We start from the raw sequence: 12601 nt of genomic DNA, 5'->3' as shown, positions 1-12601 counted from the left end.
CGATGGCCTTGCTTCCCCTCGCTCTCCTGACCCCCTTGCTCGCACCCCTGCGCCGTCTCGCCGCCCGTGGCTGGCTGCGCGAGGCCGATGTCGACGGCCTGCTGCGCCACGCCCATCCGCTGGCGTCGCTGAACCGCCACTATGCGCGGGTCGAGGCACGCTACTGGGTGGCCGACGATATGCTCGCCCTGGCCCTGCGTACCGCCCCCGGCTGGCCGCCGGCGCGGTCGGGCCAGCACATCCAGCTGCTGGCGGAGCGCGACGGGGTGCGGGTCGGGCGCAGCTACAGCCTGACCCGGGTGGTCGGCGAGCGCCTGGAAATCGCCGTCAAGCGTCACCCGGACGGGCTGCTCTCGCCCTGGTTGTGCGAACACCTGGCGGTCGGCCAGCGTGTCGAGTTGCAGCCCGCGCAAGGCGATCTGCGCTGGCCGATGCAGGCCGAGGCGGTCTGCCTGCTGGCCGCCGGCAGCGGCCTGACGCCCTTGCTCGGCCTGCTCCGCGAGGCGCTGGAGAACGGCTATCGTGGTCCCGTGCTGTGGCTGCACTACGTCCGTCATCCCGGCCAGCGCGCCTGGCTCGGCGAGCTGGAGGCGCTGGCGGCGCGCCACCCGAACCTGGAGTTGCGCTGGAGCCTGACCCGCGGGGCGCGGGCCGATGGCTGCCTGGAGGGGCATTTCCAGCCGCGCCACCTGGACGGCTGGGCAGCCGACCTGGCGCGCAGCCAAGCCCTGGCCTGCGGGCCGGCGGCTTTCGTCGAGGCGGTGGGCGAGCAACTGGGGGCACGCTTCGCCGGCTTGCAGACGGAATCCTTCAGCGTCCCGCGCTGGCTCAGCGGGGAGGCGCCGCGCGAAGTGCGCCTGCGCTTCGCCCGGTCGCAGCGGGAAGTCTCCGGCGACAGCGCCGCCAGCCTGCTGGAACAGGCCGAGGCCCACGGCTTGCGCCCGGCCCACGGTTGCCGCCAGGGCATCTGTGCCAGTTGCACCTGCGTCCTGCTCAGCGGCTGCGTGCGCGACCTGCGCAGCGGCGCGCTGTGCAGCGAGCCCGGCCAGCCTATCCGCCTCTGCGTCAGCGCCGCCCACGGCGACCTGGCGCTGGACCTGTGAACCGACCTGCGAGCCCTGCGATGCGCGACGACCGCGAACTGACCCCGGAACAACTGGCGGCCTTCGGCGCCGAACTCGACGCCCTGCGCCAGCGTACCCTGGCCGATCTCGGCGCGGACGACGCGCGCTACATCCGCCGGGTCCGCGCGGCGGTGCGCGTCTGCTGCTGGAGCGGCAGGGCGCTGCTGATGTTCGGCTGGCTGCCGCCGACCTGGCTGCTCGGCAGCCTGCTTCTCGGCCTGGGCAAGATCCTCGAGAACATGGAGCTGGGCCACAACGTCATGCACGGCCAGTACGACTGGATGAACGATCCGGAATTCGCCGGCCGCGCCTACGAGTGGGACATCGCCGGGCCGTCCGACTTCTGGCGGCACACCCACAACCATATCCACCACACCTACACCAACGTGCTGGGCAAGGACGACGACGTCGGCTACGGGGTCGTGCGTCTGTTCCCGGAGCAGCGCTGGAAGCCGTTCTACCGCTGGCAACCGCTGTGGGTGACGCTGCAGGCGCTGCTGTTCCAGTACGCGGTGGCGATCCAGCATCTGCGCCTGGACAAGTACGCCAAGGGGCGCCTGGACAAGGCCGAACTCATGCCGCTGCTACGCCGCCTGCGTGCCAAGCTGGGTCGCCAGTGGACCAAGGACTACCTGCTGTTCCCGCTTCTCGGCCTGTTCGCCGGCGGCTTTGGCGCGGTGTTCGTCGGCAACCTGCTGGCCAACGTGCTGCGCAACCTGTGGACCTTCACGGTGATCTTCTGCGGCCACTTCACCGAGAAGGCGGTGGTCTTCCCGCCCTCGGTGCTGGAGGGGGAGACCCGTGGCCACTGGTACCTGCGCCAGTTGCGCGGCTCCAGCAACCTGGAGGGCGGGCCGCTGTTCCACATCCTGACCGGCAACCTCAGCCACCAGATCGAGCATCATCTCTACCCGGACCTGCCGGCGCGTCGCTACGCCGCGCTGTCCCGCGAGGTCCGCGAAATCGCCCGGCGCTACGGGCAGACCTACAACAGCGGACGCCTTGGACGGCAATTCCTCACTGTCTTGCGGCGCATCTGGGTATATCGGCTGCCGCCGCGCGAGCCGCTCCCGGCGGGGCGCAGCTGAGCCGACGGAACGCTCGCGGCGCCCGTGGCGGGGCCGCTCCGGAGCGGGGATAATGCCGCCCTGTGCGCCGCGACGTGGCTTCCGGCCGCCGCGCGGCGTCGGAGTCTCGCCGAACGCAGGACGGCCTGCGCCCGCGATCGGCCAGCAGCGTCGATCCTTCCCGAACCTATCAATGCTCGGCGGATGCCGGCCGTGGGGCCCGTCCGTCCAGGAACCGTCATGTTCAGCCCGCTCGTCACCTTTCCCGCGCTCTACACCGCCACCCTGCTCATGCTGGCCGGCTCCGGCCTGTTCACCACCTACATCGGCCTGCGCCTGACCCAGGAAGGCGCAGGCGACCTGTGGGTCGGCGGGCTGATGGCGTCCTACTATTTCGGCCTGGTCTGCGGTGGAAAATTCGGACACAAGCTGATCGCCAGCTTCGGCCATATCCGCTCCTACGTGGCTTGCGCCGGGATTGCCACCGTGACCGTGCTGCTGCATGCCCTGGTCGATCAGCTGGAAGTCTGGCTGCTGCTGCGCTTCATCACCGGTGCGGTGATGATGAACCAGTACATGGTGATCGAGAGCTGGCTCAACGAGCAGGCCGAGAGCCACCAGCGCGGCAAGGTGTTCGCCGGCTACATGGTCGCCGTCGACCTTGGCCTGGTGCTCGGCCAGGGCCTGCTGGCGCTGAGCCCGACCCTCGACTACAAGCCGTTGCTGCTGGTCGCCATCTGCTTCGCCTCGTGCCTGATCCCGCTGGCCATGACCCGTCGCGTGCACCCGGCCAAGCTGGTCGCCGCGCCGCTGGAAGTGCGTTTCTTCTGGCAACGCGTGCCGCAGGCGCTGGGCACCATCTTCATCGCCGGCCTGATGGTCGGCGCCTTCTACGGCCTGGCGCCGGTCTACGCCAACCGCAACGGCCTGGATGCCTCGCAATCGAGTTTCTTCGTCGGCATGTGCATCGTCGCCGGCTTCTGTGCGCAGTGGCCGCTGGGCTGGCTGTCCGACCGCCTCGACCGCAGTTGGCTGATCCGCGGCAATGCGGTGCTGCTGTGCCTGGCCTCGATCCCGATGTGGGGGCTGGTGACGCTGCCGTACTGGCTGCTGCTGGCCAACGGGTTCGTTACCGGCATGCTGCTGTTCACCCTCTACCCGCTGGCGGTGGCGCTGGCCAACGACCACGTCGAGCAGCCGCGCCGGGTCGCGTTGTCGGCGATGCTCCTGACCACCTACGGGGTCGGCGCCTGTATCGGCCCGCTGGTGGCCGGCGCGCTGATGCGCCACTTCGGTCCGGGGCTGTTCTACATGCTGGTGTCCGGCTACGCGGTGCTGCTGGTGTTCTGGGTGCAGCCCAAGCGCGTCACCGGCGAACACCGGGTCGACGAGGCGCCGCTGCAACACGTGGCGATGCCGGACACGGTCAGCCCGATGGCCGCCACCCTCGACCCGCGCGTCGAGGAAGTGCCGGAGGAGCTGGTGGTGGAGGCGCCGGCGAATATCGGCCGCTCCGACGGCGAGCCGGACGCCGGCGAGAAGCCCGCTCAGTCCTGAGCCGGGAACGCCAGCTCGAAGCGGATGCGTCCCGGAGCCGGGGCGCTCGCTTCGGCGCGGCCGCCGTGCAGGCGCATGATCGCCTGGACGATGGCCAGGCCGAGACCGCTGGACTGGGCGTCGCTGCGCGCGGCGTCGCCACGGTAGAAACGGTCGAACAGGCGCGACAGCGGTTCGGCCGGCAGCCTGTCGCAGGCGTTCTCCACGCTCAGCAGGAATTCCCCCGATCGGCGCAGGCCGCGCACTTCGATCAGGCTCTCGGCGCTGGCGTAGCGGATGGCGTTGGCCAGTAGGTTGCTCAGCGCCCGGCGGAACAGTTGCGGATCGGCGCGTAGCTGGCCGCTGACCTGGACGTCGAGGCTCAGCCCACGTTCCTCGGCCAGCCCTTCGAAATACTCCGCCTGGCGCCGCAGCTCTTCGCCCAGGTCCAGGCGGCTGCGCTCCACCGCTGCCCGTACGTCGTCGGCGCGAGCGAGGAACAGGATGCTCTCGACCATCCGCGCGATGCGCTCCAGCTCTTCCTGGTTGGAGGCGATCAGCGCCTGGTACTCCTCGTTGCTGCGCGGCTGGCGCAGGGCCACCTGGCCGTGGCCCATCAGCGAACCGATGGGCGTGCGGATCTCATGGGCGAGGTCGGCGGAGAACTGCTGCAGGCGCTGGTAGCCGTCGTCGAGGCGTTCGAGCATGGCGTTGAACGACTGTGCCACCTGCTGCAACTCGGCAGGCGCGGCGGCGACGTCGAGGCGGGTATCCAGGCTGGTCGGATGGATCTCCGCCGCCTTCGCCGCCAGCGTGCGCAGCGGGCGCAGGCCGTGGCGCAGGACCAGCCAGCCGAGCAGGGCGGTGCCGAGGAACGCCAGCAGCACGGCGGCGATGACCCGGTCGCGGTACTGGGCGAGCATCCGCGTCTCGCCCAGCAGCAGGTGCGCAGCGGTGATCTGCAACGGTTCGCGGCCGCCGACCAGGACCTCGGCGGCGAGCACGCGCATCGGGACGCCGTCGTGGGTCAGCGCGGCGTGCACGACGGACGGATTCAACGCCTGGCCAGCGGCGACCACCCGTAGCGACGGCAGGCGTTCGTGGCGCGGGTTGACCGCGACGATCGGCGCCTCGCCGGGCTGGCCGAGGAGCAGGATGTCCTGCTCGTTGCCAAGCATGTTCTCGAACAGACGCGGGCGCGCCTTCAGCTCGGCCAGGGTGAGGTTGTCGCGCAACAGGTTGCGGAAGTGCTCGACCCGGCCGGCGACCATCACGTCGCTGCGCCGCAGCATCGCCTCTTCCACCGAGCGGTACAGGTAGAAACCGACCGCGCTGACCACCAGCGCCGCCACCGCGGCGAACAGCAGCGCCGCGTAGAGGGTCAGGGAGCGGCGGGCGGGCACGGGCGCTCCTCGCAGACGTAGCCGATGCCGCGCACGGTATGGATCAGCTTGTTCGGGAAGGGATTGTCGACCTTGGCGCGCAGGCGCTTGATCGCCACGTCGACGACGTTGGTGTCGCTGTCGAAGTTCATGTCCCAGACCTCCGAGGCGATCAGGGTGCGCGACAGCACCTCGCCCTCGCGGCGCATCAGCAGGTGCAGGAGGGCGAACTCCTTGTTGGTCAGGGCGATCACCTGCCCCTGGCGGCTGACCTTGCGCCGCAGCACGTCCAGTTGCAGGTCGGCCAGTTGCACCTGCTCTGCCTCGCGGACCACGCCGCGGCGCAGCAGGGTACGGATACGCAGCAGCAACTCGGTGAAGGAGAAGGGTTTCACCAGGTAGTCGTCGGCACCCAGTTCGAGGCCGCGGATACGGTCCTGCAACTGGTCGCGGGCGGTGAGGAAGAGCACCGGCACATCGTGCTTCTTGCGCAGCACTTCCATGATCTGCCAACCGTCCAGGCCGGGCAGCATCACGTCGAGGACCACCAGGTCGTAGCGGTTCTCCAGCGCCAGGTAGAGACCGTCGGCGCCGTGCTGCGACCAGTCGACCGCATAGCCCGACTCGCCGAGGCCCTTCTTCAGGTACTCGCCGGTCTTCGTATCGTCTTCGATCACCAGGATGCGCATGTCTCGTTCCCCCTCGTTCGCCGCCATTCTAGCCAGCGCGCGGCGCGGACTCGGTGACATTTTTGTCATGCGAAAGTCATCTCCGGGTACCGCCGGCGGGGCGACCATCGAGGCTCAACCCCACCGAGGATCGACCGATGCTTCGACTCAAGGCTTCCCCCGCGCTGCTCTTCGGCCTGCTCCTGGCCAGTGCCACCAGCTTCGCCGCGCAACCGCCTGCGGGCATGCTGCAACCGCTGCGCGGCACCATCCAGCAGGCCGCCGACGACCACCTGCAACTGAAGGCCCGCAACGGCCAGCAACTGACGGTCAGGCTCACCGACAAGACCGCTATCCGCGCCGTGTCGCTGGCGAAGCCGGAGGACATCCAGCCCGACAGCTTCATCGGCACCGCCGCCGTGCCGCAGCCCGACGGCACCCTGAAGGCCCTCGAGGTGCATGTCTTCGCCCCCAGCCTGCGCGGCAGCGGCGAAGGCCACCGGCCCTGGGAGAACGCCGATGGCAGCGCCTCGACCATGACCAACGGTACGGTCGGCAACCTGGTGGTCAGCCAGGGCCGGCGCATGACCGTGAAATACGGCGATGGCGAGAAGACCGTGGTGGTGCCGGACGACGTGCCCATCGTCAGCCTGGAGCCGGGCGAGCGCAGCCTGCTCAAGCCTGGCGCCAAGGTCGTGCTGTTCCCGCAGAAGGGCGCCGACGGCAGCCTCACCGCCCTGGCCATCTCGGTCGGCAAGGACGGCGTGACCCCGCCGATGTGAGGTTTCGCCGGGACGGCGCGTCCGTCCCGGCCGGGTTTCCTGGGAGAAAAGCCATGAACCGTGCGTTGCACGCCTGGCCGGTGAGACTCTGCCACTGGCTCAATGCCTATGCCATGGCCTGCCTGATCGGCAGCGGCTGGGGCATCTACAACGCTTCGCCGCTGCTGGATTTCCGTTTTCCCGCCTGGGCCACCCTCGGCGGCTGGCTCGGCGGTTCCATCGCCTGGCATCTCGCCGCCATGTGGCTGCTGCTCGGCAACGGCCTGTGCTACCTCGCCTACGGACTGTCCAGCGGGCATTTTCGTCGCGACTTCCTGCCTTTGAGCGCGGCCGGCGTCTGGCGCGACCTGCGCCTCGCCCTCGGCCTGCGCCTGGTCCATGAGCCGGGCCGCTACAACGCGGTGCAGCGCCTGCTGTACTGGCTGGTCCTGGCGCTCGGTGCGCTGCTGGTGCTGTCCGGGCTGGCGATCTGGAAACCGGTGCAACTGCACGGGCTGACCGCGCTGTTCGGTGGCTTCCAGGGGGCGCGCTGGGTGCATTTCCTGACCATGGCCGGGGTCGTCGGGTTCGTCGTCGTGCACCTGCTGCTGGTGCTGTTGGTGCCGCGCACCCTGGTGCCGATGATCATCGGACGCGAGTGGCGGCGCGGACGGAGGAGCGAAGGATGAAGGGGCCGGAGAAGGAGCGCGCGAAGATCGCGATCGACCCGTCCAGCGAGCGGCAGATGGTCGATTTGCAACGCCGCCTGCTGTTGCGCGGCGGCCTGTCCCTGGGCGCCCTGGCGATGCTCTCGGGGTGCCGGCTACAGGATGGCGATTCGGTCGACAAGGTACTCTGGGCCATGTCGCGCTGGAACGACCGGGTCCAGGCCTGGCTGTTCAGCCGTACGCGGCTGGCGCCGACCTTCGATCCGTCGCAGGTGGTCTCGCCGTTCCCCTTCAACGCGTTCTACCCGGCCTACAACGTGCCGGAGATCGACCTGCCGGAATACCGCCTGCAGGTTTCCGGGCGGGTCCGCGACAAGCGCCCCTGGAGCCTGGAGCAACTGCGCCGGCTGCCGCAGGCCAGCCAGGTCACGCAACTGATCTGCATCGAGGGCTGGAGCGCGATCGGCCAGTGGAGCGGAGTGCCGCTGCGCACCTTCCTGGAGCTGGTCGGCGCCGACACCTCGGCGAAGTACGTCGGCTTCAAGTGCGCCGACCGCTACTACTCCAGCCTCGACATGCCCAGCGCGCTGCATCCGCAGACCCTGCTGGCGCTGGAGATGTCCGGGCAGGCGCTGCCGGAGGAGAACGGCTATCCGCTGCGCCTGCGGATTCCCACCAAGCTCGGCTTCAAGAACGCCAAGCACGTGGTGGAGATCTTCGTCAGCAACAGCAATCCCGGAGGTTACTGGGAGGACCAGGGCTACAACTGGTTCAGCGGAGTCTGAGGCGGGAGAGTGCGGCTTGCCTCGGGCCATGCGCCCAGCGCGACAGGGATGGGAAAATAGGAAAGCCCGGCATCGAGCCGGGCTTTTCTCGCGCCTTGCGGCGTAACGAGCGGTCAGGCGGTGCGCAGGTCGAAACGGCTCATGCTGCGATGCAGGCGGTCCACGGTCTGTTCGCTGCCGTTGTCGGCCAGACGGGCTTCGGCCTTGGTCATGTCCTTGTGCAGGCGGTCGACGGTCTGTTCGCTGCCGTTGTCGGCCAGACGGGCTTCGGCCTTGGTCATGTCCTTGTGCAGGCGGTCGACGGTTTGCTCGCTGCCGTTGTCGGCCAGGCGGGCTTCGGCCTTGGTCATGTCCTTGTGCAGGCGGTCGATGGTCTGCTCGCTGCCATTGTCGGCGATGCGCAGTTCGACGCTGGACATGTCCTGGTGCAGCCGGTCGATGGTGCGGCTGGAGCCGTCGGCGGCGAAGGCGGCGTTGGCGGTCAGGGTGGCGAGGGCGAGGCCGAGGATCAGGGAAGCTTTCATGGCGGTGACTCCGAGTGGGTTGTTGGTTGCGTTGGAGTCATTTTCAGTTCGGATAAGTCGATTTAAAAACGAAGTGCGATGATAGTGTCTATCGACATGGGTGATTATGTGTTTTCTTATTATTTATCAGTAAGTTAATTGATTATTTTTGTGATGTTGCAGATTTCGTAAAGGATGGTTAGCTTTTCTCTATTTAATCGATAAATTGGATAAATAAGGCGAAAAGAAAAGCCGGCGCTGCGGGCGCCGGCTCTCGGACGGGTCTTGCTCTAGAGTCAGGCGAGGTCGTCGAGGATGTCGGCCATGTCGTCCGCATGTTCTTCTTCCTGGGCCAGGATTTCCTCGAAGATGCGTCGGCTAGTGGGGTCGTCGTTACCGAGGTAGGTGATGATCTCGCGATAGCTGTCGATGGCGATGCGCTCGGCGATCAGGTTCTCGGTGACCATGTCCTCCAGGGTCTTGCCTTCGACGTATTCGGCATGGGAGCGCTCCTCCAGGCCGCGCGGATTGAAGTCCGGCTCGCCGCCCAGTTGCATGATGCGCTCGGCCAACTGGTCGGCATGCTGCATTTCCTGGTTGGCGTGCTCGAGGAACTCGGCGGCGGCGATGCTCGCCTTCAGGCCGGTGGCCATGAAGTAGTGGCGCTTGTAGCGCAGGAAGCAGACCAGCTCGGTGGCGAGCGCTTCGTTGAGCAGGCGCAGGACGGTCTGGCGATCGGCCGAATAGCCTTCGGTGACCGCGCCTTCCTGGATGTTCTTGCGGGCACGGTCGCGAAGGGTCTGGACGTCCGTCAGTTGAACGGTGGTCATCGGTTATCTCCTTGGGGCTGATCCGGTGAAAAAGGGGCCGGCTCTGCGGCCGGCTTTTTTCTGCTTACCTAAGGTGTGAGTCCCGCGCGGTCGAAAAAGTTTTATCGCCCCGCCGCCGAACTGGCCTTTTGCCTGAAATGCGTGGGACGGGGAGCAATGCCGGCGTTTCGCCGGTCCTAACGGAACGGGCCGGCGTATTCGCGCTGGCGAGTCCATGGGCCAGCCTGCACACTGACGGGCTGAGCGAGGCGCGTTGCCGCGCCTGCCCGACAACCGACGCGGCGAAAAGGAGTTGTGCATGACGCGCGGCCGAAAGATCCTGACCTGGAGCCTCGCCAGCCTGGTCCTGCTGCTGGCGGCGTTGGTGGTGTTCATCGCCACCTTCGACTGGAACCTGATCAAGCCCACCCTCAACGAAAAGGTCTCGGCGGCGCTGAACCGCCCGTTCGCCATCAACGGCAACCTCGCCGTGGCCTGGCGCCGCGAGGAGGGCGAGGAAGGCTGGCGCGCCTGGATCCCCTGGCCGCGCTTCAGCGCCGAGGACATCACCCTCGGCAACCCGGACTGGACGGCGGGCAAGACCAAGGCGAGCGAGTTCGCCAGCCTGGAACGCATCGAGTTCCGCCTCGCGCCGTTGCCGTTGCTCTGGCAGACCATCCGCATTCCACAGATCAAGCTGACCCAGCCGCGCGCCGACCTCCTGCGCCTGGCCGACGGCCGCGCCAACTGGGATTTCGACCTGCCTGCCAGCGACAGCGACGAGCCGTCCGCCTGGCAACTGGACATCCGCGAGATCGGTTTCGACAAGGGTCGCGTCAGCCTCGACGACCAGCGTTTGAAGACCCGCCTGGAAGTGCTGGTCGACCCGCTCGGCAAGCCGGTGCCGTTCGGCCAGTTGGCCGGCAAGGCGCTGGCCACGGGCGATGCGGCGAACGCCCAGGACTATGTGTTCGGCTGGAAGGTCAAGGGCACCTACAAGGGCCAGGCTCTGGCCGGCTCGGGCAAGGTCGGCGGGATGCTGGCGTTGCAGGATGCGAGCAAGCCCTTCCCGCTACAGGCCGAGGTCAGTGCCGGCAGCACCCGTGCCGCGGTGGTCGGCACCCTGACCGACCCGCTCAACCTCGGCGCCCTCGACCTGCGCCTGAAGCTGTCCGGGACCAGCATGGCCAATCTCTATCCGCTGACCGGCATCACCCTGCCGGACACTCCGGCCTACTCCACCGACGGACACCTGCTGGCGCGGCTCAAGGAGGAGGGCGGCGCACTGTTCCGCTACGAGAACTTCAACGGCAAGGTCGGCGCCAGCGACCTGCACGGCAGCCTGACCTTCGTCGCTCGCCAGCCTAGGCCGAAGCTGTCCGGCAAGCTGACCTCCGAGCAACTGCGCTTTGCCGACCTCGGCCCGCTGATCGGCGCCGACAGCAATGCCGAGAAACAGAAGCGCGGGCAGACCAGCCGCCAGCCGGGCGACAAGGTGCTGCCGGTGGAGGAGTTCCGCACCGAGCGCTGGCGCGACATGGACGCCGACGTGGAATTCACCGGCAAGCGTATCGTCCACAGCGACCAGTTGCCGATCAGCGACCTCTATACCCATCTGGTGCTCAACGATGGCCTGCTGCGCCTGGAGCCCCTGCGCTTCGGCGTGGCCGGCGGCAAGCTGGAGTCGGACATTCGCCTCGACGGCGGCAAGCAGCCGATGCAGAGCCGAGTGAAGATGAGCGCGCGGGGCTTCAAGCTGAAACAGTTGTTCCCCGGCTTCGCGCCGATGCAGACCAGCTTCGGCGAGCTGAACGGCGACGCCAGTCTCAGCGGCAGCGGCAATTCGGTGGCGAAGATCCTCGGTGGCGCCGATGGCGAACTGAAGATGCTGATCAACGACGGTGCGATCAGCAAAGGCCTGACCGAAATCGCCGGCCTCAATGTCGGAAACTACCTGGTGACCAAGCTGTTCGGCGACGACGAGGTGAAGATCAACTGCGCGGCCGCCGACTTCGGGCTGCAGAAGGGCCTGATGACCAGCCGGCTGTTCGTCTTCGACACCGAGAACGCGCTGGTCAACGTCGACGGCACGGTGAACTTCGCCAACGAGAAGCTCGACCTCGATGTCACCCCGCACAGCAAGGGCCTGCGGATCTTCTCGCTGCGCTCGCCGCTGTACGTGCGCGGCACCTTCGCCAAGCCCGACGCCGGGGTCCACGCCGGGCCGCTGGTGGCGCGCGGCGCGGGAATGATCGCCCTCGGCGTGGCGGTGGGCCCGGCGGCCAGCCTGCTGGCTCTGGTGGCGCCGAGCAAGAGCGACGACAACCAGTGCACCGCCCTGCTGCAACGCATGCGCCAGCCGGCCAAGGCGCCGGCCGGCAAGCGCTGAGTCAGTAGATGGGGATATACAGGTCGACTTGCGAGTTCGGATCCAGCGGTCCGCGGAAACGCTGGTCGTAGTATTCGAAGTCGACCCCCGCCTTGGGCTCCAGGCCGCGTTCGGCGAGCAGGTGGCTGTAGATCGCCTGGAAGCTCTCGGCGATCTGCGGCGCCGTGCCCTTGTGGGTGAACACCGCGTACTTCTGCGCCGGCACCTGGAAGCGCACCATGCCCTCCGGCACCGGCCAGCCTTCCTGCACCTCGAAGCCGGCGACGTAGTGGAATTCACCGTTGGGCTGCTGCGCGCAGATGCCATAGGAGACCTCGGGATCGTGCTTGCCAGCGATCTCGTGCTCGCGCGGGATGAAGCGTTCCCAGAGCTGGCCGATGGTGTCGCCGGGGGCGCTGCCGAAGTATTCCATGCCCACCACGCTGAAGGCGGGACGTTCGACGATTCGTGCATGCATGTTGCGGATCCTCCAGTGGGCGAGCGTCGCCAGGGTTCGGTCGAGTTCCGCCAGCAGGCGCTGGCGGGCGCTGATCTCTTCGCGCAGGGTGTGCTGGTGTCGTTGCAGGAAATGCCGCAGGCGTTGCGGGTCGTCCAGCGCGCCATCGCGTTTCAGGCGGTCGATGGCTTCCAGCGGAACGTCCAGCCGGCGCAGCGCGAGTATGCGCGAGAGCTGCTCGATCTGTTCCGGCCGGTAGTAGCGGTAGCCGTTGTCGCTACCGGTGCGCGCGGGGACGAACAGGCCGATGGCATCGTAGTGGCGAAGCGTCTTGGTGGAGATCTCGAAGATTCGCGCCAGTTGGCCGATGGTGAGCATTTCCGGTTCCTGCTGCGGGATAGCGGCAGACTACGGATTGCCCCTGGGGCAAGGTCAAGGGGTTTGTGCCGGTGTGCACTTTCTCTGAACGTCCG

At 67.7% G+C, this 12601-nt stretch carries 11 protein-coding genes and 1 pseudogene; 7 read left to right on the top strand and 5 right to left on the bottom strand.

Translation table 11 applies throughout. The annotated features are described in order from the left end of the window. The first annotated feature begins 2 nt into the window (after positions 1-2). The 3 genes from AC4OR5_RS22905 to AC4OR5_RS22895 all read left to right on the top strand — a co-directional run bounded on the left by AC4OR5_RS22905 (position 3) and on the right by AC4OR5_RS22895 (position 3748). Positions 3-1103, top strand: a complete 1101-nt coding sequence (locus tag AC4OR5_RS22905; RefSeq protein WP_043102766.1) for a ferredoxin reductase — start codon at positions 3-5, stop codon at positions 1101-1103. Then, complete coding sequence (gene desB / locus AC4OR5_RS22900) at positions 1100-2212, top strand: fatty acid desaturase DesB (RefSeq protein ID WP_004347735.1); 1113 nt, start codon at positions 1100-1102, stop codon at positions 2210-2212. Before AC4OR5_RS22905 ends, desB begins: the two co-directional genes overlap by 4 nt. 219 nt (positions 2213-2431) lie before the next feature. Beyond that, the gene (locus AC4OR5_RS22895; RefSeq protein ID WP_003095519.1) at positions 2432-3748 is read left to right on the top strand and encodes an MFS transporter; all 1317 of its coding nucleotides are present in this window, start codon (positions 2432-2434) and stop codon (positions 3746-3748) included. Here the strand turns inward: AC4OR5_RS22895 and AC4OR5_RS22890 are convergent. Beyond that, a complete protein-coding gene (locus tag AC4OR5_RS22890; RefSeq protein ID WP_033937833.1) occupies positions 3739-5130 on the bottom strand; it encodes a heavy metal sensor histidine kinase in 1392 nt (463 codons plus the stop codon). The genes AC4OR5_RS22895 and AC4OR5_RS22890 overlap by 10 nt on opposite strands. Further along, positions 5109-5798 (bottom strand): heavy metal response regulator transcription factor, encoded by a 690-nt coding sequence (locus AC4OR5_RS22885; RefSeq protein ID WP_003095515.1) that lies wholly within the window; start codon positions 5796-5798, stop codon positions 5109-5111. The genes AC4OR5_RS22890 and AC4OR5_RS22885 overlap by 22 nt, the downstream gene beginning before the upstream one ends. 137 nt (positions 5799-5935) lie before the next feature. On the opposite strand from AC4OR5_RS22885, the gene AC4OR5_RS22880 reads away from it, so the two are divergent. From AC4OR5_RS22880 to AC4OR5_RS22870, 3 genes are read left to right on the top strand one after another with little or no spacing between them, the layout of a single operon-like run. Beyond that, a complete protein-coding gene (locus AC4OR5_RS22880; RefSeq protein ID WP_023107252.1) occupies positions 5936-6559 on the top strand; it encodes a hypothetical protein in 624 nt (207 codons plus the stop codon). A gap of 53 nt (positions 6560-6612) precedes the next feature. Next, a complete protein-coding gene (locus AC4OR5_RS22875; protein WP_058159929.1) occupies positions 6613-7227 on the top strand; it encodes a cytochrome b/b6 domain-containing protein in 615 nt (204 codons plus the stop codon). Then, a complete protein-coding gene (locus AC4OR5_RS22870; RefSeq protein WP_058159928.1) occupies positions 7224-7991 on the top strand; it encodes a molybdopterin-binding protein in 768 nt (255 codons plus the stop codon). Before AC4OR5_RS22875 ends, AC4OR5_RS22870 begins: the two co-directional genes overlap by 4 nt. A gap of 185 nt (positions 7992-8176) precedes the next feature. Here the strand turns inward: AC4OR5_RS22870 and AC4OR5_RS22865 are convergent. Further along, positions 8177-8515: pseudogene (locus tag AC4OR5_RS22865) on the bottom strand (ATP synthase subunit epsilon domain-containing protein); the annotation flags it as partial. A gap of 275 nt (positions 8516-8790) precedes the next feature. After that, complete coding sequence (locus tag AC4OR5_RS22860) at positions 8791-9324, bottom strand: ferritin-like domain-containing protein (protein ID WP_058159927.1); 534 nt, start codon at positions 9322-9324, stop codon at positions 8791-8793. Positions 9325-9622: 298 nt separating this feature from the next. On the opposite strand from AC4OR5_RS22860, the gene AC4OR5_RS22855 reads away from it, so the two are divergent. Continuing rightward, a complete protein-coding gene (locus tag AC4OR5_RS22855; protein WP_058159926.1) occupies positions 9623-11692 on the top strand; it encodes an AsmA family protein in 2070 nt (689 codons plus the stop codon). 1 nt (position 11693) lies between these two features. On the opposite strand, the gene brlR is transcribed toward AC4OR5_RS22855, so the two are convergent. Then, the gene (gene brlR / locus AC4OR5_RS22850) at positions 11694-12506 is read right to left on the bottom strand and encodes a c-di-GMP-binding multidrug transporter transcriptional regulator BrlR (protein WP_003110937.1); all 813 of its coding nucleotides are present in this window, start codon (positions 12504-12506) and stop codon (positions 11694-11696) included. Positions 12507-12601: the final 95 nt, after the last annotated feature.

Source organism: Pseudomonas sp. YA1 (genome assembly GCF_058680555.1).
This window is presented reverse-complemented; position numbering and strand designations above follow the sequence as displayed.

Coding starts and splice junctions, on each gene's coding strand:
- brlR (WP_003110937.1), bottom strand. CDS start 12,506: ATGCTCACCATCGGCCAACTGGCGCGAATCTTCGAGATCTCCACCAAG.
- AC4OR5_RS22895 (WP_003095519.1), top strand. CDS start 2,432: ATGTTCAGCCCGCTCGTCACCTTTCCCGCGCTCTACACCGCCACCCTG.
- AC4OR5_RS22880 (WP_023107252.1), top strand. CDS start 5,936: ATGCTTCGACTCAAGGCTTCCCCCGCGCTGCTCTTCGGCCTGCTCCTG.
- AC4OR5_RS22860 (WP_058159927.1), bottom strand. CDS start 9,324: ATGACCACCGTTCAACTGACGGACGTCCAGACCCTTCGCGACCGTGCC.
- AC4OR5_RS22875 (WP_058159929.1), top strand. CDS start 6,613: ATGAACCGTGCGTTGCACGCCTGGCCGGTGAGACTCTGCCACTGGCTC.
- AC4OR5_RS22905 (WP_043102766.1), top strand. CDS start 3: ATGGCCTTGCTTCCCCTCGCTCTCCTGACCCCCTTGCTCGCACCCCTG.
- AC4OR5_RS22870 (WP_058159928.1), top strand. CDS start 7,224: ATGAAGGGGCCGGAGAAGGAGCGCGCGAAGATCGCGATCGACCCGTCC.
- AC4OR5_RS22885 (WP_003095515.1), bottom strand. CDS start 5,798: ATGCGCATCCTGGTGATCGAAGACGATACGAAGACCGGCGAGTACCTG.
- AC4OR5_RS22855 (WP_058159926.1), top strand. CDS start 9,623: ATGACGCGCGGCCGAAAGATCCTGACCTGGAGCCTCGCCAGCCTGGTC.